This is a genomic window from uncultured Cedecea sp. (assembly GCF_947498825.1).
GTDB lineage: Bacteria > Pseudomonadota > Gammaproteobacteria > Enterobacterales > Enterobacteriaceae > JGM124.
Genome location: NZ_CANMLV010000031.1, coordinates 1 through 25,862 on the forward strand (window position 1 = coordinate 1; position 25,862 = coordinate 25,862).

At 45.6% G+C, this 25,862-nt stretch carries 22 protein-coding genes and 1 tRNA gene; 17 read left to right on the top strand and 6 right to left on the bottom strand.

The window, feature by feature from the left end:
- The first annotated feature begins 83 nt into the window (after positions 1-83).
- A tRNA-Trp gene (locus Q1A40_RS21120) sits at positions 84-159 on the top strand.
- A gap of 84 nt (positions 160-243) precedes the next feature.
- Here the strand turns inward: Q1A40_RS21120 and hdfR are convergent.
- Entirely contained in the window at positions 244-1,068 is an 825-nt protein-coding gene (gene hdfR, locus Q1A40_RS21125; protein ID WP_300004993.1) for an HTH-type transcriptional regulator HdfR, read from the bottom strand.
- Between the two features lie 118 nt (positions 1,069-1,186).
- Here hdfR and Q1A40_RS21130 point away from each other — a divergent pair, with 118 nt between their 5' ends.
- A complete protein-coding gene (locus Q1A40_RS21130; RefSeq protein WP_259053452.1) occupies positions 1,187-1,525 on the top strand; it encodes a DUF413 domain-containing protein in 339 nt (112 codons plus the stop codon).
- A 62-nt stretch (positions 1,526-1,587) separates the two neighbouring features.
- Here Q1A40_RS21130 and Q1A40_RS21135 read toward each other — a convergent pair whose 3' ends face one another.
- Positions 1,588-3,108, bottom strand: a complete 1,521-nt coding sequence (locus Q1A40_RS21135; protein WP_300005000.1) for a YifB family Mg chelatase-like AAA ATPase — start codon at positions 3,106-3,108, stop codon at positions 1,588-1,590.
- A gap of 352 nt (positions 3,109-3,460) precedes the next feature.
- On the opposite strand from Q1A40_RS21135, the gene ilvL reads away from it, so the two are divergent.
- The 6 genes from ilvL to ilvA all read left to right on the top strand — a co-directional run bounded on the left by ilvL (position 3,461) and on the right by ilvA (position 10,009).
- Positions 3,461-3,559 carry an ilv operon leader peptide gene (gene ilvL / locus Q1A40_RS21140; RefSeq protein ID WP_211993704.1) on the top strand — a complete coding sequence of 33 codons (99 nt, stop codon included), beginning with the start codon at positions 3,461-3,463 and terminating at the stop codon, positions 3,557-3,559.
- 139 nt (positions 3,560-3,698) lie between these two features.
- Positions 3,699-5,345, top strand: coding sequence for an acetolactate synthase 2 catalytic subunit (ilvG, locus tag Q1A40_RS21145; protein WP_300005004.1), 1,647 nt, complete (start codon positions 3,699-3,701; stop codon positions 5,343-5,345).
- On the top strand, positions 5,342-5,599 hold the full coding sequence (gene ilvM / locus Q1A40_RS21150) for an acetolactate synthase 2 small subunit (RefSeq protein ID WP_300005007.1): 258 nt from the start codon (positions 5,342-5,344) through the stop codon (positions 5,597-5,599). The genes ilvG and ilvM overlap by 4 nt, the downstream gene beginning before the upstream one ends.
- A gap of 19 nt (positions 5,600-5,618) precedes the next feature.
- The gene (locus tag Q1A40_RS21155; RefSeq protein WP_300005010.1) at positions 5,619-6,551 is read left to right on the top strand and encodes a branched-chain amino acid transaminase; all 933 of its coding nucleotides are present in this window, start codon (positions 5,619-5,621) and stop codon (positions 6,549-6,551) included.
- 60 nt (positions 6,552-6,611) lie between these two features.
- Positions 6,612-8,462: a dihydroxy-acid dehydratase gene (ilvD, locus tag Q1A40_RS21160; protein WP_300005013.1), complete on the top strand. Its 1,851-nt coding sequence runs from the start codon at positions 6,612-6,614 to the stop codon at positions 8,460-8,462.
- Positions 8,463-8,464: 2 nt separating this feature from the next.
- Positions 8,465-10,009, top strand: a complete 1,545-nt coding sequence (ilvA, locus tag Q1A40_RS21165) for a threonine ammonia-lyase, biosynthetic (protein WP_300005077.1) — start codon at positions 8,465-8,467, stop codon at positions 10,007-10,009.
- On the opposite strand, the gene ilvY is transcribed toward ilvA, so the two are convergent.
- Positions 10,006-10,899 (bottom strand): HTH-type transcriptional activator IlvY, encoded by an 894-nt coding sequence (ilvY, locus tag Q1A40_RS21170; protein WP_300005015.1) that lies wholly within the window; start codon positions 10,897-10,899, stop codon positions 10,006-10,008. The genes ilvA and ilvY overlap by 4 nt on opposite strands.
- A gap of 162 nt (positions 10,900-11,061) precedes the next feature.
- Here ilvY and ilvC point away from each other — a divergent pair, with 162 nt between their 5' ends.
- From ilvC to Q1A40_RS21195, 5 genes are all read left to right on the top strand, one after another.
- Complete coding sequence (ilvC, locus tag Q1A40_RS21175; RefSeq protein WP_300005018.1) at positions 11,062-12,537, top strand: ketol-acid reductoisomerase; 1,476 nt, start codon at positions 11,062-11,064, stop codon at positions 12,535-12,537.
- Positions 12,538-13,094: 557 nt separating this feature from the next.
- Positions 13,095-13,673 (top strand): hypothetical protein, encoded by a 579-nt coding sequence (locus tag Q1A40_RS21180; RefSeq protein ID WP_300005021.1) that lies wholly within the window; start codon positions 13,095-13,097, stop codon positions 13,671-13,673.
- 59 nt (positions 13,674-13,732) lie between these two features.
- Complete coding sequence (locus Q1A40_RS21185; RefSeq protein ID WP_300005079.1) at positions 13,733-15,289, top strand: amino acid adenylation domain-containing protein; 1,557 nt, start codon at positions 13,733-13,735, stop codon at positions 15,287-15,289.
- A 69-nt stretch (positions 15,290-15,358) separates the two neighbouring features.
- On the top strand, positions 15,359-16,609 hold the full coding sequence (locus Q1A40_RS21190) for a pyridoxal phosphate-dependent aminotransferase family protein (protein WP_300005024.1): 1,251 nt from the start codon (positions 15,359-15,361) through the stop codon (positions 16,607-16,609).
- Position 16,610: 1 nt separating this feature from the next.
- Positions 16,611-17,054: a GNAT family N-acetyltransferase gene (locus Q1A40_RS21195; RefSeq protein WP_300005027.1), complete on the top strand. Its 444-nt coding sequence runs from the start codon at positions 16,611-16,613 to the stop codon at positions 17,052-17,054.
- 107 nt (positions 17,055-17,161) lie between these two features.
- Here Q1A40_RS21195 and ppiC read toward each other — a convergent pair whose 3' ends face one another.
- The gene (gene ppiC, locus Q1A40_RS21200) at positions 17,162-17,443 is read right to left on the bottom strand and encodes a peptidylprolyl isomerase PpiC (protein WP_300005030.1); all 282 of its coding nucleotides are present in this window, start codon (positions 17,441-17,443) and stop codon (positions 17,162-17,164) included.
- An 83-nt stretch (positions 17,444-17,526) separates the two neighbouring features.
- Here ppiC and rep point away from each other — a divergent pair, with 83 nt between their 5' ends.
- Positions 17,527-19,548 (top strand): DNA helicase Rep, encoded by a 2,022-nt coding sequence (rep, locus tag Q1A40_RS21205; RefSeq protein WP_300005033.1) that lies wholly within the window; start codon positions 17,527-17,529, stop codon positions 19,546-19,548.
- A 1-nt stretch (position 19,549) separates the two neighbouring features.
- On the opposite strand, the gene gppA is transcribed toward rep, so the two are convergent.
- Both gppA and rhlB read right to left on the bottom strand, forming a co-directional pair.
- The gene (gppA, locus tag Q1A40_RS21210) at positions 19,550-21,034 is read right to left on the bottom strand and encodes a guanosine-5'-triphosphate,3'-diphosphate diphosphatase (protein WP_300005036.1); all 1,485 of its coding nucleotides are present in this window, start codon (positions 21,032-21,034) and stop codon (positions 19,550-19,552) included.
- 5 nt (positions 21,035-21,039) lie between these two features.
- Positions 21,040-22,311: an ATP-dependent RNA helicase RhlB gene (gene rhlB, locus Q1A40_RS21215; protein ID WP_300005039.1), complete on the bottom strand. Its 1,272-nt coding sequence runs from the start codon at positions 22,309-22,311 to the stop codon at positions 21,040-21,042.
- Between the two features lie 131 nt (positions 22,312-22,442).
- On the opposite strand from rhlB, the gene trxA reads away from it, so the two are divergent.
- From trxA to wecA, 3 genes are all read left to right on the top strand, one after another.
- On the top strand, positions 22,443-22,772 hold the full coding sequence (gene trxA / locus Q1A40_RS21220; protein ID WP_259053409.1) for a thioredoxin TrxA: 330 nt from the start codon (positions 22,443-22,445) through the stop codon (positions 22,770-22,772).
- A 360-nt stretch (positions 22,773-23,132) separates the two neighbouring features.
- Entirely contained in the window at positions 23,133-24,392 is a 1,260-nt protein-coding gene (gene rho / locus Q1A40_RS21225; protein ID WP_259053407.1) for a transcription termination factor Rho, read from the top strand.
- Positions 24,393-24,747: 355 nt separating this feature from the next.
- On the top strand, positions 24,748-25,845 hold the full coding sequence (gene wecA, locus Q1A40_RS21230; protein WP_300005045.1) for a UDP-N-acetylglucosamine--undecaprenyl-phosphate N-acetylglucosaminephosphotransferase: 1,098 nt from the start codon (positions 24,748-24,750) through the stop codon (positions 25,843-25,845).
- Positions 25,846-25,862 lie beyond the last annotated feature (17 nt).

The window sequence follows — 25,862 nt, forward strand, 5'->3', positions numbered from 1 at the left end:
GAGCGGTAGTTCAGTCGGTTAGAATACCTGCCTGTCACGCAGGGGGTCGCGGGTTCGAGTCCCGTCCGTTCCGCCACCCTTTTAGGGGCGTAGTTCAATTGGTAGAGCACCGGTCTCCAAAACCGGGTGTTGGGAGTTCGAGTCTCTCCGCCCCTGCCAGATTAAAAAACCTTTGCGAAAGCAAAGGTTTTTTTTTGTCTGCTATAAATTTGCTCTGTGGGTTATTTACTGAAAAAAAGCGCATTACTGCGCTAATAACGGTGTCTTCAGCAACGATTTGATAATGCTTTGTTTATCGGTGTTTTGTAGCCAGATAGCGTACAGAGGTCTTGTAAGCAGACCAGAATCAGCCAGCGGATAAATAGCTTTTTGCTGTTTGGCCCACTCAACGGGCAGGAAAGCATAACCGTTTAATGGCAGGATTAACTGACATGCCTGGCTTGCTGAACTGGTAGTTAAGAGAGGAATTTCCTCGCCCTGAATAAACTCAGATTCATATTGTTGGAAGTCTGCTCCCCACTCTATACGTACATAACTCAGGGTATTTCTGTCATATTCTGGGCTACCAGCATAAAGAGCAAGATTAAAATTCCCCAATAACTGACTGGTAAATTCATCCATTTTTGGGGCTTCAGTAGTCAATAATAAATCCAGTCTGCGATCGTGGAGTTGCTGAACTAGCGACTGACGCGGTGCGATACGAGCGTCAAATTGAAAGTCTTTATATTGTTGATAAATCAAAGAAAGCCATGGTGTAAGCATGCATTCCCATAATGCAGCGCTGGCTCCGATACTGAGTTGATTGTGCTGAGAGGTCAGGGAGACTTCTTTCTTCGCGGCAAGCCAGGTGCTCATTAAATTTTCGGCATAAGGTAATAATCGCTCCCCCGCCGTTGTCAGCCGTATATTATTACGATGTCGCGTAAACAGATTTACACCAAGCTGATTCTCGAGCTGTCGAATGCGAAAACTCACGGCAGACTGCGTTAAATACAGTGTTTCAGCTGCACGGCCAAAATGTCGTGTTCTGCTCACTTCAAGGAATGTTTTCAGTAGTTCGCTATCCACAAGCCTCTCCAAAAATAATTTGTCGTTATGATTTAAATATTTTGTTTTACACTCTGTCAAGCGTAACTAATACTCCGCGCCATAAACAGCCAGACCAAAAGAATTAGGAGCGTGCAGGATGGCGGAGAGCTTTACGACAACTAATCGGTTTTTCGACAACAAACATTATCCGCGTGGATTCTCCCGACATGGCGATTTCACCATCAAAGAAGCTCAGTTATTAGAGCGTCATGGTGTTGCGTTTAATGAGCTGGATCTTGGCAAGCGCGAACCTGGAACAGAAGAGGAAACTCTGTTTGTTGCTGTGTGTCGTGGCCAGCGTGAGCCTGTGACAGAAGCAGAGCGCGTCTGGAGCAAATACATGTCGCGTATCAAACGCCCTAAACGTTTTCATACGCTCTCTGGCGGTAAGCCGCAGATGGATGCTGTTGAAGATTATACCGACAGCGACGACTAAGTACGGGGGGCTATAAGCCCCCTTTACTGTAGTCGCTTTTTCCTACCAGGAAACCTCCCTGCTTAGCCTGCCAGGCGCTGTAAGTGCAATAACAACCGGTCTATCGCCCGGTACCCAAGCGCTTCTTGTAAATGTGACCTGAGAATGTTTTTTTCTTGCTGCATATCTGCAATTGTCCTTGCCACTTTTAACAATCGTTGCCATGCCCTCACTGATAATCCGAGTGCGGCTAACGTCTCTTCAAGCCAGATGGCATCTTTCTGCTGTAGCTGACAGAATTCACGAACCTCATGATTACTGAGCAAGGCATTAAGCTTATGCTGGCGCGTTATCTGACTGTCCCTGCAAGCAATAACTCTGTCTCTTACTACGCGACTGGATTCACCGGGGGACTGAGACTGACTAAGCGTACCCACTGACAGCAAGGGAACCTCAACAGAGAGATCAAAACGATCGAGGAAGGGTCCTGACAGGCGCCCAAGATAACGCAGGGTCTGTTGCGGTGTGGCCCGATTATGGAGCCCTTCATAGTGGCCTGTAGGGCCTGGATTCATCGCGGCAATTAGCTGAAAGCTGGCGGGGTAAGTTATCTTTGCCCGGGTACGGGAGATGTGGATTTCCCCTGACTCTATCGGTTCTCGTAGTGAGTCCAGGACACGACGTTCAAATTCAGGTAACTCATCAAGAAACAATACGCCATTGTGAGCTAAAGATATTTCACCGGGCTGAGGAATACTACCACCTCCAACCATCGAGGTTAGTGAAGCACTATGATGAGGGGCTCTGAATGGACGCTGGCGCCACTGACTCCATGAATGTGAGGGTTGCACCAGGCTGAGAATTGCAGCGCTCTGTAACGCTTCTCTGTTGCTTAATGGCGGAAGAAGAGTATTAAACCGACTGGCCAGCATGGTTTTCCCTGTTCCAGGGGGGCCTATCAGTAATAAGTTGTGTCCTCCGCTGGCAGTGATTTCCAGTGCCCGCTTCCCTTGGTTCTGACCAATGATTTCATTAAGGTCACTCTCCGAAGAGGCCTGGATATAGTGCGGTGCCAGCGGGCGGGTTAACGCATTTTTTTCTTCAAGCCAGCTACAGACCTCTGTCAAATGTTGCGCAACTAAACTGCCGGATTCTTCTATCAAACCTAACTCTGCGGCATTGTCTGCTGCAGCCACAATGTTTCGACCCGCCTTCATAGCCTCAATAGCTGCTGAAATTGCTCCTGATACGCCTCGTAACGCACCTGTTAAAGCGAGTTCACCCACAAACTCATATTGTTCCAACATGCTCGTGCTGAGCTGTTCAGAGGCTACCAGCAGGGCGATAGCAATGGGGAGGTCGTAACGTCCGCCTTCTTTCGGAAGATCGGCGGGTGCCAGATTGATGGTTATCTTACGAGCGGGAAAGGTATATCCGCTGTTGATAATGGCGCTACGTACACGATCGCGGGCTTCTCTTACGGTGGTTTCAGGTAGCCCCACCAGTGTCAGGCCGGGTAATCCGCGACTGATATGAACTTCTACTGTGACCAAGGGAGCGCTAACGCCTAATGCTGCCCGGGTATGGATAACTGACAAAGACATATCCCCTCCATGAAAAATTCATCATGGCGCATTCCCTGACGATTAAAAATCATACATGTTGTATATCTGAACAGAGTGCCAACTAATTTTATGCACTGAGTTTTTGTTATCTTTTTGTTGAGAGTCAGATTCAGCAATGATTATTTTTTATTGGGCGTCACGTAAAAAGTCCGTTTATTGATTGATTTGAGAAATTTTCTCTATTTTCTTTTTTTGTTTTTAAATTCAATGTGTTTTTCGTAAATTTGTTTTCTTTTACTCAATTTTTTTATAAAAAAATCTTGTCTTCTTGTCTGATTCTGTGATAACTCTGTAGGCATTACTTCGAGCAAGATGATAGAAAGTACAAAAAATGACAGCCCTACTACGAGTGATTAGCCTAGTCGTGATTAGCATTGTGGTGATTATTATCCCACCGTGCGGGGCTGCACTTGGAGAAAGAAAGGCTTAAAAATCAAGTCTTAATCGAAAAGAACCCCCGCACCGAAAGGTCCGGGGTTTTTTTTTGGAATAAAGAATTTAATATGAGGGCAGATTATGTGCGGCAGCATAAAATACTGTTTCTCTGGTAATGAGACGGGGAACTAACTATGAATGGTGCGCAATGGGTGGTGCATGCGTTGCGAGCGCAGGGTGTTGAAACTGTTTTCGGTTATCCAGGCGGCGCAATAATGCCGGTATACGATGCATTGTATGACGGTGGTGTGGAACATCTGCTGTGTCGCCATGAGCAAGGTGCCGTTATCGCAGCGATAGGCTATGCGCGTGCCACTGGCAAAACCGGCGTATGTATTGCGACATCGGGGCCTGGCGCAACTAACCTGATAACCGGGCTGGCTGATGCGATGTTAGACTCAGTTCCGGTGGTTGCACTGACCGGTCAGGTTGCCGCTCCACTGATGGGCACTGATGCTTTTCAGGAAGTGGATGTTTTAGGTTTGTCATTAGCCTGTACCAAACACAGTTTCCTGGTTGAGTCGATTGAAGAACTACCACGTGTTATTGCGGAAGCTTTTGAAATTGCCAATAGCGGCCGTCCTGGTCCTGTTTTGATTGATATTCCTAAAGATATCCAACTGGCAAATGGCGATTTTGAAGCCTGGTTATCTACCGTCGCTGATGATGATGTGTTACCTGAAACAGAAATTCAGCAAGCGCGTGAGTTACTTGCTGCTGCTCAGAAACCCATGCTGTACATAGGTGGTGGTGTGGGTATGGCTCAGGCTGTTCCGGCACTACGTGAATTTATTGCCGTTACCAATATTCCTTCCACGGTAACGCTTAAGGGGCTGGGAGCAGTTCCGCCTGAACATCCTTTCTATACCGGTATGTTAGGTATGCACGGCACCAAGGCGGCAAACCTTGCGGTACAAGAATGTGATTTACTGATAGCGGTCGGCGCGCGTTTTGATGACCGCGTCACTGGTAAATTGAATACCTTTGCTCCCCACGCGAAAGTTATCCATATGGATATCGATCCTGCTGAACTGAGTAAGTTGCGTCAGGCTCACGTGGCGTTACAAGGCCCGTTAAACCAGTTATTACCTGCTCTTCAACAGCCGTTACACATTGCTGGCTGGCAGCAACAAGTCGCGACACTGAAAGCTGAGCATGAGTGGCGTTATGATCACCCGGGTGAACCTATCTATGCCCCATTATTGCTGAAGCAGCTTTCGGAACGTAAACCTCGGGAATGTGTTATCACAACCGACGTCGGTCAGCATCAGATGTGGACCGCACAGCATATGACCTTTACCCGTCCGGAAAACTTTATTACTTCAAGTGGTTTGGGCACGATGGGTTTTGGTTTACCTGCGGCGGTCGGTGCTCAAGTCGCCAGACCTGATGATACGGTTATCTGTGTCTCCGGAGATGGTTCATTTATGATGAACATTCAGGAGCTGGGAACGGTAAAACGTAAAAAATTGCCGGTGAAGATTCTGTTACTGGATAACCAGCGTTTAGGGATGGTTCGACAGTGGCAACAGCTGTTTTTTGCTGAACGTTATAGCGAAACTAATCTTTCCGATAATCCAGATTTTCTTACGCTGGCGAGTGCTTTTGACATTCCAGGCCAGCGCATCACCCGTAAAGACCAGGTAGAAGCCGCGCTTGATACTCTGCTCAATAGCGACGGCCCGTACATACTTCATGTCTCAATTGACGAGTACGAGAATGTCTGGCCGTTGGTGCCGCCAGGTGCCAGTAACTCACAAATGCTGGAGAAAGAATCATGATGCAACATCAACTTGCCTTGCAGGCTCGCTTCCGCCCGGAAACATTAGAACGCGTATTACGTGTGGTACGTCACCGTGGTTTTCAGGTTTGTTCCATGAATATGGCAACCGATATTAATCCTGAAAATATCAATATTGAGCTCACTGTTGCCAGTCCACGTTCGATAGATCTGCTGTTCAGCCAGTTAAGCAAATTGGTTGATGTTGCCTGTGTCGAAGTTCAGCAACTTACATCACAACAAATTCGCGCCTGAGCGTAAAGGATAAAGAAGCATGACAACCAAAAAAGCTGACTACATCTGGTTCAATGGTGAAATGACTCCGTGGGAAAATGCCAAAGTCCACGTTATGTCTCATGCCTTACATTACGGAACATCCGTATTTGAAGGTATCCGTTGCTACGACTCCCATAAAGGACCTGTAGTCTTCCGTCATCGCGAACATATGCAGCGTCTGCGTGATTCAGCCAAAATTTATCGCTTTCCGGTGTCACAGAGCGTGGATGAGTTGATGGAAGCTTGCCGTGCTGTGCTGCGTAAAAATAATCTGACCAGTGCTTATATTCGCCCACTGGTCTTTGTGGGTGATGTCGGTATGGGCGTTAATCCACCGGAGGGTTATTCCACGGATGTTATTATTGCCGCATTCCCTTGGGGAGCATACCTGGGCGCCGAGGCACTGGAGCAGGGTATTGATGCGATGGTCTCCTCTTGGAATCGTGCGGCACCGAATACCATCCCAACGGCCGCGAAAGCGGGGGGTAACTATCTCTCCTCATTACTGGTCGGTAGCGAAGCCCGTCGCCATGGTTATCAGGAAGGTATCGCCCTGGACGTTCATGGCTATATCTCTGAAGGAGCAGGTGAGAATCTGTTTGAAGTCAAAGATGGTGTTGTATTTACCCCGCCATTTACGTCTTCCGCATTGCCGGGCATTACGCGTGATGCCATCATTAAACTGGCTAAAGATTTGGGTATTGAGGTCCGTGAGCAAGTGCTATCCCGTGAATCACTTTATCTTGCTGATGAAGTTTTCATGTCCGGAACCGCAGCAGAAATCACCCCAGTACGTAGCGTAGATGGTATTCAGGTTGGTGAAGGCCGTCGTGGCCCGGTAACCCAACGAATTCAAGAGGCGTTCTTCGGCCTGTTCACCGGTGAAACTGAAGATAAATGGGGCTGGTTAGACCCTATTAACGCGCAATAAGCACAACACCAGACGGGCGGTATGAACCGCCTGCTATTTGACAGACTGGAGTAACTAAGAATGCCTAAGTATCGTTCCGCTACCACAACTCATGGCCGTAATATGGCTGGTGCCCGTGCGCTGTGGCGCGCAACCGGAATGACCGATGACGATTTTGGTAAGCCAATCATTGCGGTCGTGAACTCATTTACCCAATTTGTACCAGGGCACGTACATTTACGTGATTTGGGTAAGCTGGTCGCTGAACAAATTGAAGCTTCTGGTGGTGTTGCAAAAGAATTTAATACCATTGCAGTGGATGACGGTATCGCAATGGGGCATGGCGGTATGCTTTATTCCTTGCCTTCTCGTGAACTGATTGCCGACTCCGTTGAGTATATGGTTAATGCGCACTGTGCAGATGCGATGGTATGTATCTCGAACTGTGACAAAATTACTCCGGGGATGTTAATGGCATCTCTGCGTCTGAATATCCCCGTTATTTTTGTTTCTGGCGGCCCGATGGAAGCCGGAAAAACCAAATTATCCGATCAGATTATCAAGCTGGACTTGGTCGATGCCATGATTCAGGGCGCTAACCCGCATGTCAGCGATGAGCAAAGTGAGCAGGTTGAACGTTCGGCTTGCCCTACCTGTGGTTCCTGTTCTGGTATGTTTACTGCAAACTCCATGAACTGTCTGACCGAAGCATTAGGCCTGTCACAGCCAGGTAATGGCTCACTGCTGGCAACGCACTCAGATCGTAAAGAGCTGTTTATCAATGCCGGTAAACGTATTGTTGAGCTGACTAAACGTTATTACGAAAAAGATGATGCATCAGCTCTGCCTCGTAATATTGCCTGTAAAGAAGCGTTTGAAAACGCCATGACGCTCGATGTGGCGATGGGCGGTTCAACGAATACCGTATTGCACTTACTGGCTGCGGCGCAGGAAGCAGAAATTGATTTCACGATGAGTGATATTGATAAGCTCTCTCGTAAAGTGCCTCAGCTGTGTAAAGTCGCACCGAGCACACCAAAATATCATATGGAAGACGTTCACCGTGCAGGTGGTGTAATCGGTATTCTCGGAGAGTTGGATCGCGCTGGTTTGCTTAACCGTAATGTGAATAACGTGCTCGGTTTGACTCTGCCAGAGACCCTTGCGCAATATGACGTGATGGTCACCGCGGATGACTCGGTGAAAAGCATGTTCTCTGCCGGTCCGGCAGGCATTCGTACTACCAAAGCATTTTCACAGTCTTGTCGCTGGGATACCCTGGATGTAGACCGTAAAGAGGGCTGTATTCGCTCCAAAGAGCATGCTTACAGTCAGGACGGCGGTCTGGCAGTGTTATACGGCAACTTTGCTGAAAATGGCTGTATCGTCAAAACGGCAGGTGTGGATGAAGGTAGCTTGGTTTTCCGTGGCCCGGCGAAAGTATACGAAAGCCAGGACGATGCTGTTGATGCTATCCTCGGCGGTAAAGTCGTTGCCGGCGATGTTGTCGTTATTCGTTATGAAGGACCGAAGGGCGGCCCGGGTATGCAGGAAATGCTTTATCCAACGACTTTCCTGAAGTCAATGGGATTAGGTAAGTCCTGTGCCCTGATCACTGATGGCCGTTTCTCGGGCGGAACCTCTGGTTTATCTATCGGTCACGTCTCTCCAGAGGCGGCGAATGGTGGCAATATCGCACTGATTGAAGATGGCGACATGATAGCTATCGATATTCCATCACGCAGCATTCAACTGGATATTTCAGAACAGCTACTGGCTGAGCGCCGTGTCGCTCAGGATGCACGTGGAGATAAAGCATGGACACCACGCGATCGTGTACGTGAAGTGTCCTTTGCATTACGCGCGTACGCAAGTCTTGCTACCAGTGCAGATAAAGGCGCAGTAAGAGACAAAAGTAAGCTTGGGGGTTAATGATGGCTGAGTCACAACCGCTATCCAACGCACCAGGTGGGGCAGAATACCTACGTGCCGCTTTGCGCGCGCCGGTATATGAAGTTACCCAGATAACACCGCTGCAAAAAATGGATAAGCTTTCGTCACGGCTGGAGAATGTGATTCTGGTTAAACGGGAAGACCGCCACCCAGTACACAGCTTTAAGCTACGCGGTGCTTATAACATGATGGCCGGGCTGACGCATGAACAGAAAGCCTGTGGTGTCATTACGGCATCTGCAGGTAATCATGCTCAGGGTGTCGCTTTGTCTGCTACTCGTCTGGGCATTAAAGCGCTGATCGTGATGCCTGTTGCGACTGCTGAGATCAAAGTCGATGCGGTACGTGCGTTTGGTGGTGAGGTCTTACTTCATGGCGCTAATTTTGACGAAGCAAAATTAAAAGCTATTGAGTTATCGAGGCTGCAAGGTTTTACCTATGTGCCACCATTCGATCATCCCGCGGTGATTGCAGGCCAGGCAACATTGGCGTTGGAACTGTTGCAGCAAGATGCACACATCGACCGGATTTTTGTCCCGGTCGGCGGCGGCGGACTGGCAGCGGGTGTGGCGGTGCTGATTAAACAGCTCATGCCACAAATCAAAGTGATAGCGGTTGAGGCGGAAGACTCTGCCTGCCTGAAAGCGGCATTAGATGCTGGTAAACCGGTCGAACTGGCACGCGTAGGCTTATTTGCTGAAGGTGTTGCGGTTAAGCGCATTGGAGATGAAACCTTCCGTCTGTGTCAGGAATATCTTGATGACATCATTACCGTCGATAGCGATGCTATCTGTGCGGCAATGAAAGATCTGTTTGAAGATGTTCGGGCTGTGGCGGAACCTTCCGGGGCACTAGCGCTGGCGGGGATGAAAAAATACATTCAGCAACATCAGATCCGTGGTGAGCGTTTGGCCCATGTCTTATCCGGTGCGAATGTTAATTTTCATGGTTTGCGCTATGTCTCTGAGCGTTGTGAACTGGGTGAGCAGCGCGAAGCCTTGCTGGCGGTGACTATCCCGGAGAAGAAAGGCAGTTTTCTGCAATTCTGCCATCTGTTGGGTGGACGTTCGGTCACTGAGTTTAACTATCGCTATGCCAGTTCCGACAATGCCTGCATTTTTGTCGGGGTGCGTCTGACCCGGGGTCTTGAAGAACGTCATGAGATAATCGAGTTGCTCAGCGCGGGTGGTTATGGCGTGGTCGACTTGTCCGATGATGAAATGGCGAAACTGCACGTTCGCTATATGGTAGGAGGACGCCCGTCCAAACCACTGCGTGAACGGTTGTACAGTTTTGAATTTCCAGAGTCTCCAGGAGCCTTACTGAAGTTCTTAACCACCCTGGGAAACCACTGGAATATTTCTCTGTTCCATTATCGTAGCCATGGTACTGATTATGGCCGCGTCCTGGCTGCGTTTGAGCTGGGAGAGAATGAGCCTGACTTCGAGAGCCGTCTTAATGAACTGGGTTACGAGTGTCATGAGGAAACCCAGAACCCGGCGTTCCGTTTCTTCCTGGCCGGTTAATGATTTCCCGGTAATAGCTTCCAGAATGCACTGATAAGCGGCTCATTGAGCCGCTTTTTTTGTGCACAAACACCGAGTTCGAACGGGGTATTTTCATCATTTCGGTCCATAATCAGTACCCTGTTACGCACCGGCTCAGGGCTGTTTTCCAGCACTATTTCGGGGATTAGTGCAATACCGCAGCCCAAAGCAACCATTGATACCATCGCTTCATGTCCTGCAACGGTGGCATAGATAAAGGGATTGGTAATTTTTTTACTGCGAAACCACAGTTCGATACGCCTCCGTACCGGCCCTTGTTCCGGGAGGATAAAGGGGACTTTCGTCCAGTCAGGTATGGGTTGCTGCACTTGAGTACGAACCGGGCAAGGTAAGGCTGGGGCAATGAGAACCACCGCGAGATCTTCCAGGATAGAGAAGGCGACGCCGGGTGGTAGAGTTTCGGGTTTACCGGCGATAGCAATATCGGCTTCACCAGAATCGACTTTTTCGACGGCATCTGAGGCATCCCCGGTGGTCAGTTTGATTTCTACCGAGGGATGTTCTGCACGGAAGCGATCAAGAATCGGCGGTAAATGGCTGTAAGCCGCCGTCACGGAGCAGAAGAGATGCAGCTCGCCACTCAGAGAAGGGCCTTGCTGGCCGAGTGTATGACGCATTTGCTGATATTGCAGCATGGTCTGCTGGGCAAACTGGCGTAATTGTTCCCCCGCCTCGGTTAAGGTCACAGTACGATTATCGCGTACAAACAGCGGCTGGTTCAGATGTTCTTCCAGCCGTTGAATCTGGCGGGAAAGCGTTGAGGGGCTGACATGCATGGCGCGCGCACTGCGCCCAAAATGGCGGCTGTCGGCTAAATGCAGAAACATTTTCAGGTCGCGTAAGTCCATGGTCATTCCTCATTATCTGACATTGCATGAATTGCAACATGGCGTTGTTAATATATCAATTTAAGCAACGCTTTTCCTGTCATATAGTAAGCTTATTCAGGCAGCGCAAATGCGCTGCATACCGAGACATGCAGTACTAAACGATAATCACGGAGTTCGACAATGGCTAATTATTTCAACACTTTGAACCTGCGTCAGCAGTTAGCGCAGTTGGGTAAATGTCGCTTTATGGGGCGTGATGAATTCGCTGATGAAGCCAACTACCTCAAAGGCAAAAAAGTGGTTATTGTCGGCTGTGGCGCTCAAGGCCTTAACCAGGGTCTGAACATGCGTGACTCAGGTCTGGATGTTTCTTACGCCCTGCGTGCTGAAGCGATTGCAGAGAAACGTGCATCATGGCGTAAAGCGACCGAAAACGGTTTTGCTGTTGGTACCTACGAAGAACTGATTCCACAGGCTGATCTGGTTGTTAACCTGACGCCAGACAAACAACACTCTGCTGTTGTTCAGGCCGTACAGCCGCTGATGAAAGAAGGCGCAGCTCTGGGTTACTCTCATGGTTTCAACATTGTTGAAGTTGGCGAGACTATCCGTAAAGACATCACCGTTGTGATGGTTGCCCCTAAGTGCCCGGGTACTGAAGTACGTGAAGAATACAAGCGTGGTTTCGGGGTTCCTACTCTGATTGCTGTTCACCCGGAAAATGATCCGAAAGGCGAAGGTATGGCCATTGCTAAAGCCTGGGCTGCTGCAACTGGTGGTCACCGTGCGGGGGTTCTGGAGTCCTCTTTCGTTGCTGAAGTTAAGTCTGACCTGATGGGTGAGCAAACCATTCTGTGCGGTATGCTGCAAGCGGGCTCCCTGCTGTGCTTCGATAAGCTGGTCGCTGAAGGTACTGACCCGGCTTACGCAGAAAAACTGATTCAGTTTGGCTGGGAAACCATTACCGAAGCGCTGAAACAAGGCGGCATCACGCTGATGATGGACAGACTGTCTAATCCAGCGAAAATCCGTGCTTATGCGCTGTCTGAGCAACTGAAAACCATCATGGCTCCGCTGTTCCAGAAACACATGGATGATATTATTTCCGGTGAATTCTCTTCAGGAATGATGGCTGACTGGGCAAATGACGATAAGAACCTGCTGACTTGGCGTGAAGAGACCGGTAAAACCGCGTTCGAAACAGCACCACAGTTCGACGGTAAAATCGCAGAGCAGACTTATTTTGACCAAGGCGTTGTGATGATCGCCATGGTTAAAGCTGGGGTTGAACTGGCATTCGAAACCATGGTTGATGCAGGTATCATTGAAGAGTCTGCTTACTATGAATCACTGCACGAGCTGCCACTGATTGCTAACACCATCGCGCGTAAACGCCTGTATGAAATGAACGTCGTTATCTCTGATACAGCTGAATACGGTAACTACCTGTTCTCTTACGCAGCAGTGCCACTGCTGAAAGAGTTTATGACCACGCTGCAAGCGGGTGACTTAGGTAAAGCTGGTAGCGAAACAGCCGTTGATAACGCGCAACTGCGCGATGTAAACGAAGCCATTCGTGGCCATGAAATCGAAAAAGTAGGTAAAAAACTGCGTGGTTATATGACTGATATGAAACGTATCGCAGTAGCAGAGTAATCAATTATCTCTTTCTTAAGAACAAAATATTGTTTTTAAGATTTTGATTAAAAGGGGAAAAACTTAGTTTTTCCCCTTTTTGCATTGTGCGCTGTGATGGGCGCTGTCTGTTGACCCTGGTGGTTAACAGACGACTTGGAGGTGAAAGTCCTCTACACACCCGGAATAGGGAAGTGTTAGCTGAACGGCAAGGGTGTTCACTGCGAGGTGAAATCTGAAGGAAGCCGAAAGCAAAATACGGGTCTGACGAACAGGAAGCGGTTCAGGCACGTCTCCTGCTCGATTTATGAGTCAGTGGTCCGATTGTTTTATTACCCCAGATACTTTAATCCTCATTAATTTATTTTCTTTTCCTTATCCCTATCTTCCTGTCTGTTCTGTTCGATATTACTGCGGTTAAACTCAGTTAATCAGGGATAATGGTTTAATAAAATGTGTTGGAATATTTTTTATTTAATATTTCCAATCAGAAATTATTGTGTACTAGAGTGTTATTTGGATGATATATGTGTCGTTTTTCATAATAATTCAGTCTTTCACATATGTATTGGTTGAATATGGTACAGAATATTTATAAAAACATGCTTAAAGCGAGTAATAAAATAGCTGCGGCATCATTTCTAAATAATGAATTAACTTTTATTGAAAATATTCTTTCTGGACTTAAATCAAGAATGACCGTGGTGGTGGTAGGATGTCATGATGGAATGTATTATGAGAATATTAAAAAATTACGTTTTAACTATATTGGCATTGATCCATACATCAACAGTCAGCGTAACCCACATATACTTCGCATGTCATTTGAAACATATGCTAAAAAACGGAGAGAGATCAATAAAAATAAGAGTGTTTTTGTTTTTTGGTTCAATGTGTTGAGCCATATTGATATATCAGTAATAAATGATTGTTTCATTGGTGGTGATATAATCATTAATTCTTTATGGGGGAATAAAGAGGCGGATATAAATGTCAGGGATGAATATTACTCTGCATTTAATGACAAGTCACAACAATATCAAACTGTATTCCAGGCAGCAAAAAAATCGTACTCTTTAAATAATATTGATATGAAATTTAAAACGATAGATTGTTTTTATAATTCACCTAACTATTTTGAAGTTGCTTATATATAATATGGAAGATTAAATAAATAATGGACTATTTATTACATCATGCATTTCATTAGTGTGTTATAAAACAACCCTCATTACCAGCAATTATACTTGAAGGGCAAGGTGTTATTACCTATAAAGAACTTAATAATAAAGCAAATCTGTTTTGTAATATTATAAAGAATATAGACTCCGCAACAATAAATGGGCAAATGTTTATTGGCATTTTATCTCATGTAAATGCAGAAAGTATAGCCTCTTTATTTGGTATTCTTAAGGCTGGTAAAGCTTATGTCCCGATTGATACTCTTTATTCCTCTCTTCAGCTAGAAAAAGTACTGAGAGAAACCGGGATGACGACGTTGATTGCTGACAGAGCAATGCTAGAGAAATATTATGATGTTTTAATGGCTAGTTCATTGACTTCAATGATTATTTTTGAAATTGATGATGCGCCAAAAATATACAGCTTACAGGAAGGTAAGTTAATTCCTGTAGATGCAGACATTCAGTATGACCCTGATTGTCTACAAATAATTAATCAACCATCTGATAGTCTGGCTTATATTCTGCATACTTCTGGATCCACGGGTACACCTAAAGGCATCATGCTGAGTCACCGAAATGCTCTGACATTTGTGCGCTGGATGCAAAAAGAGTTTCAAATAACACCAGAGGATCGTGTTATTTCTCGGGCACCTCTCAAGTTTGACTTATCGGTGTTTGATATTTTTAATACACTCAGTGCTGGTGCTACCCTTATATGCTTTGACTGGAATAAAGAAAGGACTAAAAGTAACAAACATAAAGACTATGTTCATTTACTTGAAAGTGAGCAAGCTACGATTATATATACGACACCATCGACTTTGATGACTCTTATGGAGAAGGGGGATCTATTTACTAAGAAGAATAGTCTGCGAACTATTATGTATGCGGGTGAACCATTTCCGATTACAAAGTTAAAAAAACTTCATGAGCTTGCACCCAAAGTAAAAATTGCAAATATATATGGTCCAACAGAGACGAATATAATTACTTATCATTGGGTCAATGATAACGATTTTAATAGTAATAGTATTCCGTTGGGTGTCGAGGTTGATGATACTGAGATTCTTGTCGTAACAGAAAATGGACAAGATATTTGTAAGCCCGATGAAACAGGTGAGATTTGGTGCCGAGGTGGTACGGTAACATTGGGGTACTTGAGTCAACCTGAGTTAACAGCTAAGTCTCTTGTCAGAAGCCCATTCCACGCTTATCCGGCATTTTTTTGGCGTACCGGTGATTATGCTTTCAGAGATCTGAAGGGAACTCTTCACTATAAAGGGAGACGTGACCATATATATAAAGTCAACGGATATCGTATTGAGATTGGTGAAATAGAAGATGCGGTGGCAAAAATTGATTTTATCCACGAGTCTTGCGTAGTAGTAAGAAAAGAGCAAGAGAATAATATTATTTTATGTCATTACTCTTTGAAAAAGAGGGCTTGCTTTGATTTTCTGGAAGTAAAAAAGATCCTTAATACTTACTTACAGTCATTCAAAATACCTCATCAATTTGTTTGTCATACTGAGCTCCCAAAAACATCTTCAGGTAAAATCGATCGTACTTTACTGCAGCAGTATAAATAATAACCTGTTAATTAAAAGCAGTATCCAACAAAAATTATTTTATCAATAATCTAACTAAGGATAGTATAAATGTATTCCGTTCTTAATAATATGGCTAATAATATTCAGTCTGGTATACGTAAGGATTTATATCGACTGCTTACTGATAGCTCACAATACGATGTGAGTATTTCAAAATCCAAAAATAGAGTTTTTCTGGATGCTTATGGTGACGAAATTATCGATTTTGCATCAGGAAACTATCTTGGTTTTGATAAGCGTCAGGACGATCTTTTACCGCAAGCTATTAAGGCTACTATGGATTATGGGTTACACACTGGTAGAGCAAGACTTACCGGCCATTATCAGATATGTCATGAACTTGAAGAACGGCTGGCTGATTTTATTGGGGCTGAAGATGCACTCATTACTACGAATACATATCTTGGATGTATTGGAATTATTCCTGCTTTAGTTGAACATAATGATCTTATCGTTATGGATAAATCTGCACATGCAATTATGTTTCATGGCGCTCAATTAGCGCGAGATAAAGGAGCAATTTTGCATAGTTATGAGCATAACGATTTAAATCAACTTGAGAGTATTTTGAAGAAATACCAGAATGCACGGCATAAACTAATTTGTCTTGATGGGGTTTATAGTATTACTGGAAATTATCTGAATCTTGCTGAACTCCAGTCTTTGGCAGTCAAATATAATGCGATTCTTTTTATTGATGATGCCCATGGTTTTGGTCTGGTTGGTTCACCAAGAAATAATCCCTACGGGAATGGTTCTGGGATTGTTAACTATCTGGATCTTTCATATGAAAATATATTTTATATTGCGGGAGCGGCAAAAAACATGGGAGCAGCAATGGCTTTTGCAGGCGTTTCACGTGAGTTAAAGCGGACACTATTGGCTTTTTCCAGACCTCTTGATTATTCTCAGCAGCCTATCCCATTTGCATTTGGCATCTTAAATGCAGGACTTGATCTTCTTGAAAAAGAAGGTGATATTATCAAGTCTCATGTTCACAAATTAACCAGATCATTAATTGTCGGGCTAGAAAATGCAGGATTCGAAACCTATAATAACAATGGCTTTCCTATTGTATCTGTTCGTATACCCAATACTGAAATGTTGGTTGAATTTTCAAAGATTCTCTATAAAAAATACGGTCTGTATGTGACCTCCTGCCCATATCCGACGATGCCTAAAGGACATGAATGTATCAGGATGACGGTAACTGCACTACATGAACCAGGACATATCAATAAAGCTATTCAGGCATTCTCTGACTATCGTGAATCACTTCTTAACAAAGAAATATCATAGCATGAATATTGAATATTATGATTATAACCTCTCTGCCAGAGATTATAATTTATTACGACAGTCTGTTGGCTGGTCTGTATCTGATGAGGTGTCGTCTAAAAAAGCGATCGATAATTCATTATATATTTGCTCCGCACATGATAATGGAATGACGGTTGGTAGCGGACGGGTTGTTGGTGATGGTGTTTTGGCGTTTTCTATTCAGGACGTAATGGTCCTTCCTGCATATCAGCGGCATTTTGGTATAGGAAAGAAAATAATGCATAAAATACTTAATTATATTAAAAATAATGCAAGTCCAGAGGCTGATATTTATTGTATGTCGGCAAAAAATCGAGAAGAGTTCTATATTAAACTGGGGTTTGTAGAACGGCCAACATCCCAACTCGGCGCTGGAATGGTTTTGCCTTATGAAATATTACAGTCGATGGACACAGACGGTTAAAACGTTTCTTAATAAGCATCCATTATTTCTACCATAAAATATACGACTAGCGAGTATCCGGTGTGATCCCGCTAGTCGGAATATCTCAATGAGTTTGAACCCTTGATTTAATTACGGTACAACACTTTGATGATATGGTAGCCGAATTGCGTGTGCAGAGGACCGAAAGGTTCCAGCACCGGGCAGGAGAAGACGACCTTATCAAACGCAGGTACCATCTGGCCCTGGCGAAACTCACCTAAATGACCGCCTTTTTTGCCTGACGGGCAAGTTGAATGTTTCTTAGCCAGTTTTTCGAAATCACCACCATTCTTTAGTTCGGTGAGAATCTCTTGGGCAAGTTTCTCTTCTTTAACAAGGATATGTAGTGCTGCAGCAGTTTTTGCCATGATGTTACCTTGAGTCATGTGGATTACGCTCGCTATACTACCACGCTGAATTTCTTCCCTCCTGACTTTCATTGAGTGATTTTATGCGCCTAAACCCTGGTCAACAACAAGCGGTCGAATTTGTCACTGGGCCATGCCTGGTTTTAGCAGGTGCGGGCTCAGGCAAAACACGCGTTATCACCAATAAAATAGCGCATCTGATCCGTGAATGTGGCTACCAGGCTCGCCATATCGCGGCGGTGACTTTTACCAATAAAGCCGCGCGTGAAATGAAAGAGCGTGTTGCACAAACCCTTGGGCGTAAAGAAGCTCGCGGATTAATGATTGCGACCTTTCATACCCTGGGATTAGAAATCATCAAGCGGGAATATGCCGCACTGGGCATTAAGGCTAACTTCTCGCTATTTGATGACACCGATCAGACGGCATTGCTTAAAGAACTGACGGAAGGGTTGATTGAAGACGATAAGGTTTTATTAAAACAGCTTATTTCCACTATCTCGAACTGGAAGAATGATTTACTCACGCCTGCTGGGGCTGCTGCCAAGGCACAAGGTGAACGAGACCGTATTTTTGCGCATTGTTATGGTTTGTACGATAGCTATCTGAAATCCTGCAATGTCCTGGATTTTGACGACTTGATTTTGCTACCCACGCTGCTGCTGCAACGCAATGAAGAGGTCAGGGAGCGCTGGCAAAATCGTATTCGCTATTTGTTGGTGGATGAGTATCAGGATACCAATACCAGTCAATATGAGTTGGTAAAACTGTTAGCTGGTAGCCGGGCTCGTTTCACAGTAGTAGGGGACGACGATCAGTCTATCTATTCCTGGCGCGGTGCGCGACCACAAAACTTGGTGCTGCTGAATCAGGATTTTCCTGCATTAAAAGTGATTAAGCTTGAGCAAAACTACCGCTCTTCCGGACGTATTTTAAAAGCGGCAAATATCCTGATTGCTAATAATCCCCATGTATTCGAAAAACGTCTCTTTTCAGAGCTGGGCTATGGTTGTGAATTAAAAGTTGTCAGCGCCAATCATGAAGAGCATGAAGCAGAAAGAGTCGTGGGTGAACTAATAGCTCATCACTTTATTAATAAGACTAGTTACGGTGATTATGCCATTTTGTATCGCGGTAACCACCAGTCACGGGTCTTTGAAAAGATGTTAATGCAAAACCGCATTCCATACCGTATCTCGGGGGGAACGTCCTTTTTCTCCCGACCAGAGATCAAAGACCTGCTCGCCTATTTGCGCGTGTTGACTAATCCTGATGACGATAGTGCCTTCTTGCGAATAGTGAATACGCCCCGACGTGAAATTGGCCCGGCAACCTTACAAAAACTGGGTGACTGGGCAGCAGGGCGCAATAAAAGTTTATTTAATGCCAGTTTTGATCTGGGATTGAGTCAGACCCTGACGGGGCGAGGGCTTGAGGCGTTGCAGCGTTTTACCCACTGGATTGCGGAGATTGCCCGCCTCTCTGAGCGTGAACCTATCGCTGCCGTAAGAGATTTGATTCATGGCATGGATTATGAAAGCTGGCTTTACGAAACCTCACCGGGTCAGAAAGCGGCAGAAATGCGCATGAAAAATGTTAATCAGCTATTTGGCTGGATGACAGAGATGCTTGAAGGTAACGATCTTGATGAACCGATGACATTAACGCAAGTGGTAACGCGCTTTACCTTACGGGATATGATGGAGCGAGGCGAGAGCGAAGAAGAGGTTGATCAAGTCCAGTTGATGACCTTACATGCCTCCAAAGGGCTGGAGTTTCCCTATGTATTCTTGGTCGGAATGGAAGAAGGGTTACTGCCCCATCAGAGTAGTATTGATGAAGATAATGTCGATGAAGAGCGTCGATTAGCCTATGTTGGTATTACCCGCGCACAGAAAGAGCTGACTTTTACGCTATGTAAAGAACGACGCCAGTATGGCGAACTGATACGCCCGGAACCGAGCCGTTTTTTGCTGGAGTTACCACAGGATGACGTATTGTGGGAAACCGAGCGTAAAGTGGTTTCCCAGGAGGAGCGGATGCAAAAAGGGCAAAATAATGTTGCCAGCATTCGAGAAATGCTGGCAAAAGCGAAGAAAAAATAACTCAGTTAACCATCAGAGGCCAGTGAACGTAGCTTTGCCACAAGGTTTCCTGTTCCAGTAATTCTTTTCCGAGGGGGTGTTTCGTTAGCCAGTCATCAGGTAACGATAGCTGTAATACTTCCCCCTCTGCTTCTAACGCGATAATCGGCAGGATATCGTCCCGGCGGCGGCTGGCAAAAATAATCGCCAGTCGCAGCAAACGGCAAAGACGTTCTGCGGTACGTGGTGGCACCGCATTTTGCTGATGCAAGGACGAAAGATCGATGGCATTAGTCTGGTTAAATAACAGGGTCGACAGCAGTTTTTTCTGTGAAGGCGTAAAGCCAGGTAAGTCAAGATTACTGACCAGATAAGCGGCATGCTGTGGTGCTCGTTTGAAATCGATGCTCAGACCAATCTCATGCAATAACGCGCTGCTGGTCAGTAACAGTTGGCTTAATGCATCCAGTTTCCACGGTATCGCGACTTGGGCAGCGAAATTTTCTGCCAGCTGTGCGACACGTTTTGCCTGATGAATATCCACCATAAAGCGTCGCTGGATGGTCTGTACGGTTCTTTGGCAAATTTCCTGATCAACCGTCTGATGCAACATGCCATATACCAGACCTTCGCGTAACGCACCGCCTGCCAGCGTCATACATTCGATATTCAGGTGTTTGAAGATAGCAATCAAAATGGCGAGACCGCTGGGAAATACTAAGGCCCGTTCCAGGGTCAGACCTTCAATTTCCAGTTCTTCAAGACGACCGCACTGAATGGCTCGTTGCTTAAGTTGCTGTAATTTCGGCAGTGTGATTCGCTCATCCATGCCTTGAGCCATCATGATTTCTTGTAGTGCTTGTACGGTTCCCGAAGCACCAACGCAAACTTTCCAGCCGTTCTGTTTTAGAGTAACCAGAGCCGGTTCCAGAATCTCACTGGCAGCGGCCTCAGCCGCAGAAAAATTTTCTTGTGTCAGGTTTCTGTCGTTAAAAAAACGATCAAGCCAAGTAACGCAGCCCATCGACAAGCTGAACAGGGACGTAGCCTGGGCCCCGGTTCCTGCAACCAGCTCAGTACTGGCCCCACCAATATCGACAACCAGCCGCTGATTGGCTCCACCAGTGGTATGGGCCACGCCCTGGTAAATTAAACGGGCTTCTTCCTCACCACGAATAACCTGTACCGGACAGGAGAGAATTTCTTCCGCTTTAACCAGAAACTCATCAGCGTTAACGGCAAGGCGTAATGTTGCTGTTGCCACAACCCGAATCTGGCCTTGGGGTATATCCTGCAATCGTTCTGCGAATAAACGCAAACATTGCCAGCCGCGTTCCATAGCTTCGGGAGAAAGTACGTTATTACGGTTCAAGCCTGCGGCAAGACGTACCTTTCTTTTGATGCGGGAGAGGGTTTGTATGCTTCCCGCAACCTCACGTACTACAAGCATATGAAAGCTGTTAGAACCTAAATCGATTGCTGCATACAGTGAGGCCGAACCTGTCATAACTTTTAACCTGTGCGTCGACGATGACTACGGGGTGCTGAGCTACCACGACGCTGTGTATTACCTGGACGGCTACGAGACAGACGTTTTGGTGCTGGCAGTTCATTTAACAACGCATCGGGATTATATTTGCTGACCGGAATTGAGTGACCAATATAGGCCTCAATTGCAGGAACATTCAGCGCATATTCTTCACATGCTAAACTGATTGAGTGGCCACTGGCCCCGGCACGACCTGTACGGCCAATACGGTGCACATAGTCCTCACAATCATCCGGAAGATCGTAGTTAAACACGTGTGTTACTTCAGGAATATGTAACCCGCGTGCTGCTACGTCTGTTGCGACTAAAATATCTAAATCACCACGAGTGAATGATTCAAGAATACGCAGACGTTTTTTCTGCGCGACATCGCCAGTCAGGAGACCCACGCGATGCCCATCCGCAGCCAAATGGCCCCAGATACTTTCACAACGATGTTTAGTATTAGCAAAAATAATGGCGCGATCTGGCCATTCTTCTTCAATTAGCGTTTGTAATAAACGCATTTTTTCTTCGTTGGATGGATAGAACAACTCTTCTTTTATGCGGTGCCCCGTTTTTTGTTCCGGTTCAACTTCGACATATTCCGCATTGTTCATTTGTTCAAATGCCAGCTCACGTACACGATAGGAGAGGGTGGCGGAGAACAGCATATTCAAGCGCTGATTAGCCGCTGGCATACGACGGAACAACCAGCGAATATCTTTAATAAAGCCAAGATCGTACATACGATCCGCTTCGTCGAGTACGACGACCTGGATGGCGCCCAGATTAATATGGTTTTGTTTGGCATAGTCGATTAAACGACCTGTGGTACCAATCAGAATATCGACGCCGCTTTCCAGCACTTTAAGCTGTTTATCGTAGCCATCGCCGCCGTAGGCGAGTCCTAATTTTAAACCTGTAGCTTCAGCCAGAGGCTCTGCATCGGAGTGAATCTGCACCGCTAATTCACGGGTTGGAGCCATGATTAATGCGCGAGGTTGATTCACCTGACGGTTCTCAGGAACCGGGTGTGAAAGTAAATAATGGAACGTTGACGTCAGAAACGCCATCGTTTTGCCTGTACCGGTTTGCGCCTGCCCTGCCACATCACGATTCGCAAGCGTTAGCGGAAGCGCTAATGCCTGGATAGGAGTGCAGTTATGAAATCCTTTTGATTCAAGGGCTTCAACTACTTTAGGGTGCAGGGCGAAGTCGGAAAACTTCTTGTCGGTCAAATGTGTTTTGCTCATAGTGTGGTAGAATATCAGTTTACTATTGCTTTACGAAAGCACATCCGTTGAAATAAACGGGGTGAAATAAAGTCACCCTATGTTGGTTAATACTACACCAACAAGGTAGACATAATCCTGTGGAGTAGAACATGAGCGATAAAATTATTCACCTGACAGATGACAGTTTCGAGACAGACGTACTAAAAGCCGATGGAGTGACCCTGGTCGACTTCTGGGCTGAGTGGTGTGGTCCTTGCAAAATGATTGCTCCAATCCTTGATGAAATAGCGGATGAATACCAAGGTCAGTTGACCGTGGCTAAACTGAACATCGACCAGAATCCAGGCACTGCACCTAAATACGGTATTCGTGGCATTCCTACGTTGCTGTTATTTAAAAATGGCGAAGTGGCTGCGACTAAAGTGGGTGCGCTGTCTAAAGGTCAGTTAAAAGAGTTTCTGGACGCTAACTTGGCGTAATGAAATTTTGCTCCGGCGCGTACAGGGTTGACTTTTTTTGTCAGCCGCTGGACGCCCGGCTTTAGTCATGCTAAGTTATCTCCACTGCGTTTTGAACTTGTCTTGTAGTTTAAATCTTTAGCAATACCCAATGCCTCCTATCTATATGCTGTTTAATATATTTTCTTTGTCAGCACATAATGAAGGATGCATGACCGATTCCGGGTTTATCACTCATTCCGTCGTTTCAGTTCTGTGTTTTTCCTACGACCAGGCGGATACCAGACATGCGTGGTGACCACTTAACAGGTATGGATAATTCAACCATTCCTTACACGAAACTAAGTTTGAGATTTCCCCCGAGTTTAAGAACCCACCATTATGAATCTTACCGAATTAAAGAATACGCCGGTTTCTGAGCTGATTACTCTCGGCGAAAATATGGGGCTGGAAAACTTGGCCCGTATGCGTAAGCAGGACATTATTTTTGCCATCTTGAAGCAACATGCTAAGAGTGGTGAAGACATCTTTGGTGATGGCGTACTGGAAATACTGCAGGATGGATTTGGATTCCTCCGCTCTGGAGACAGTTCCTACCTCGCCGGCCCCGATGATATCTACGTTTCTCCCAGTCAAATCCGTCGTTTCAACCTCCGCACCGGAGACACCATTTCTGGTAAGATTCGTCCGCCAAAAGAAGGTGAGCGTTATTTCGCGCTGTTGAAAGTTAACGAAGTTAACTACGACAAACCTGAAAACGCCCGTAATAAAATCCTGTTCGAAAACTTAACACCACTGCATGCAAACTCACGTTTGCGCATGGAGCGTGGTAATGGTTCAACAGAAGATTTAACCGCTCGCGTTCTTGACCTGGCTTCACCGATTGGCCGTGGCCAGCGTGGTTTGATTGTGGCGCCGCCGAAAGCCGGTAAAACCATGTTGCTGCAAAATATTGCTCAGAGCATTGCCTACAATCATCCTGACTGTGTGCTGATGGTTCTGCTTATTGATGAACGTCCGGAAGAAGTTACCGAGATGCAGCGTCTGGTAAAAGGTGAAGTTATTGCTTCAACCTTTGATGAACCTGCCTCTCGCCACGTTCAGGTTGCTGAAATGGTTATCGAGAAAGCGAAGCGTCTGGTTGAACATAAAAAAGACGTTATCATCCTGCTTGATTCTATTACCCGTCTGGCGCGTGCCTATAACACCGTTGTTCCTGCCTCTGGTAAGGTCTTGACCGGTGGTGTCGACGCTAACGCCTTGCATCGTCCTAAGCGTTTCTTTGGTGCTGCACGTAATGTTGAAGAGGGTGGTAGTTTGACTATCATCGCGACCGCACTTGTTGATACTGGCTCGAAAATGGATGAAGTTATCTATGAAGAGTTTAAAGGTACCGGCAACATGGAACTGCACCTCTCACGTAAAATTGCTGAGAAGCGTGTCTTCCCGGCGATTGATTACAACCGTTCTGGTACCCGTAAAGAAGAGTTGCTGACTTCACAAGAAGAGCTACAGAAAATGTGGATCTTACGCAGAATTATTCACCCTATGGGTGAGATTGATGCGATGGAGTTCCTGATCAACAAGCTGGCAATGACAAAAACGAACGACGACTTCTTCGATATGATGAAGCGTTCGTAATATTTTTGTCGTCTTTTATATTGCGGCGTGTTGATTTTTTTACCGATTCTGGTTGTTGACTTGTTGTCAGTTTTTCAGGATAGGTGCATTTATACCCTTTTACGGTGTAAATGATTTAGGTTATGTATAAATATGCAAAAAACGCCACGCTAAGCCGTGGCGTTTTTGTTGCTTCCCCGATACGATAAGCAGACAGTTTTGTTCAACAGAAGATGAAACCGTTTTAAACACGAATTTATAATTTGATTACAAGTTACGAATGCGTTGTTCAACGAGAGTGGGAATTAACTCTTTTAGGGCAGAATCATTTTCGGCTGTAAACCCATAACAACATATTTTTCAGAGAGTCTGCATTGTGAATCTAATTAATGCTGCAACTGATTTAACCCTGATTTTTTTATTCACTAGTGTATTTATATTCTTCGCAAGAAGAGTGGCTAAAAGAATCGGTTTGGTTGATAAACCGAATTTCCGCAAACGACATCAGGGACTGATTCCATTGGTCGGGGGCATCTCTGTTTACGCTGGAATATGCTTTGCATTGCTGATTGCGCAGTATTATATTCCGCATTCTTCCCTTTATATTTTTTGTGCCGGAGTACTGGTATTTATCGGTGCGTTGGACGATCGCTTTGATATTAGTGTAAAAATTCGTGCGTCTATCCAAGCTATTGTCGGCATCGTTATGATGGTCTTTGCAGACTTGCATCTTGCAAGCCTCGGCTATATCTTCGGCAACTTTGATATGACTTTGGGGCCGTTTGGTTATTTCCTGACGTTATTTGCCGTATGGGCTGCGATCAATGCCTTTAATATGGTGGATGGTATTGATGGTTTATTGGGTGGTTTATCATCTGTATCTTTTGCCGCAATGGGAATTATCCTATTAATCTCCGGGCAACATAGTTTAGCAATGTTATGTTTTGCAATGATTGCTGCAATTCTTCCTTATATCTTGTTAAATCTGGGCATTCTCGGACGACGCTTTAAAGTTTTTATGGGAGATGCCGGAAGCACCTTGATTGGTTTTACTGTTATCTGGATTTTACTGGAGGCAACCCAAGGTGATACACATGCAATTAGTCCGGTTACTGCGTTATGGATCATTGCTATCCCGCTGATGGATATGGTGGCGATTATGTATCGTCGCTTAAGAAAAGGAATGAGTCCTTTCGCTCCTGACCGTCAGCATATTCATCACTTAATTATGCGTTCTGGTTTTACCTCCCGTCAGGCTTTTGTCTTGATTACTCTGGCTGCGGTATTACTGGCTGCTGTTGGTGTAGTGGGTGAAAATGTGAATTTTATTCCAGAGTGGGTAATGTTGGCATTATTCTTGCTTGCTTTTGTGCTATACGACTATTGTATTAAACATGCCTGGAAAGTGGCACGGTTTATTAGAAGACATAAACGTCGTATCCGTAAAAATGGACCTAATGACGTAAAAGTTTAACCTTGATAACAGGGGAC

Bases quoted from the DNA above. Each gene is read 5' to 3' on its own strand.
- Q1A40_RS21130 (WP_259053452.1), top strand. From the start codon at position 1,187: ATGGCGGAGAGCTTTACGACAACTAATCGGTTTTTCGACAACAAACAT.
- Q1A40_RS21135 (WP_300005000.1), bottom strand. From the start codon at position 3,108: ATGTCTTTGTCAGTTATCCATACCCGGGCAGCATTAGGCGTTAGCGCT.
- ilvL (WP_211993704.1), top strand. From the start codon at position 3,461: ATGACAGCCCTACTACGAGTGATTAGCCTAGTCGTGATTAGCATTGTG.
- ilvG (WP_300005004.1), top strand. From the start codon at position 3,699: ATGAATGGTGCGCAATGGGTGGTGCATGCGTTGCGAGCGCAGGGTGTT.
- ilvM (WP_300005007.1), top strand. From the start codon at position 5,342: ATGATGCAACATCAACTTGCCTTGCAGGCTCGCTTCCGCCCGGAAACA.
- Q1A40_RS21155 (WP_300005010.1), top strand. From the start codon at position 5,619: ATGACAACCAAAAAAGCTGACTACATCTGGTTCAATGGTGAAATGACT.
- ilvD (WP_300005013.1), top strand. From the start codon at position 6,612: ATGCCTAAGTATCGTTCCGCTACCACAACTCATGGCCGTAATATGGCT.
- ilvA (WP_300005077.1), top strand. From the start codon at position 8,465: ATGGCTGAGTCACAACCGCTATCCAACGCACCAGGTGGGGCAGAATAC.
- ilvY (WP_300005015.1), bottom strand. From the start codon at position 10,899: ATGGACTTACGCGACCTGAAAATGTTTCTGCATTTAGCCGACAGCCGC.
- ilvC (WP_300005018.1), top strand. From the start codon at position 11,062: ATGGCTAATTATTTCAACACTTTGAACCTGCGTCAGCAGTTAGCGCAG.
- Q1A40_RS21180 (WP_300005021.1), top strand. From the start codon at position 13,095: ATGGTACAGAATATTTATAAAAACATGCTTAAAGCGAGTAATAAAATA.
- Q1A40_RS21190 (WP_300005024.1), top strand. From the start codon at position 15,359: ATGTATTCCGTTCTTAATAATATGGCTAATAATATTCAGTCTGGTATA.
- Q1A40_RS21195 (WP_300005027.1), top strand. From the start codon at position 16,611: ATGAATATTGAATATTATGATTATAACCTCTCTGCCAGAGATTATAAT.
- ppiC (WP_300005030.1), bottom strand. From the start codon at position 17,443: ATGGCAAAAACTGCTGCAGCACTACATATCCTTGTTAAAGAAGAGAAA.
- rep (WP_300005033.1), top strand. From the start codon at position 17,527: ATGCGCCTAAACCCTGGTCAACAACAAGCGGTCGAATTTGTCACTGGG.
- gppA (WP_300005036.1), bottom strand. From the start codon at position 21,034: ATGACAGGTTCGGCCTCACTGTATGCAGCAATCGATTTAGGTTCTAAC.
- rhlB (WP_300005039.1), bottom strand. From the start codon at position 22,311: ATGAGCAAAACACATTTGACCGACAAGAAGTTTTCCGACTTCGCCCTG.
- trxA (WP_259053409.1), top strand. From the start codon at position 22,443: ATGAGCGATAAAATTATTCACCTGACAGATGACAGTTTCGAGACAGAC.
- rho (WP_259053407.1), top strand. From the start codon at position 23,133: ATGAATCTTACCGAATTAAAGAATACGCCGGTTTCTGAGCTGATTACT.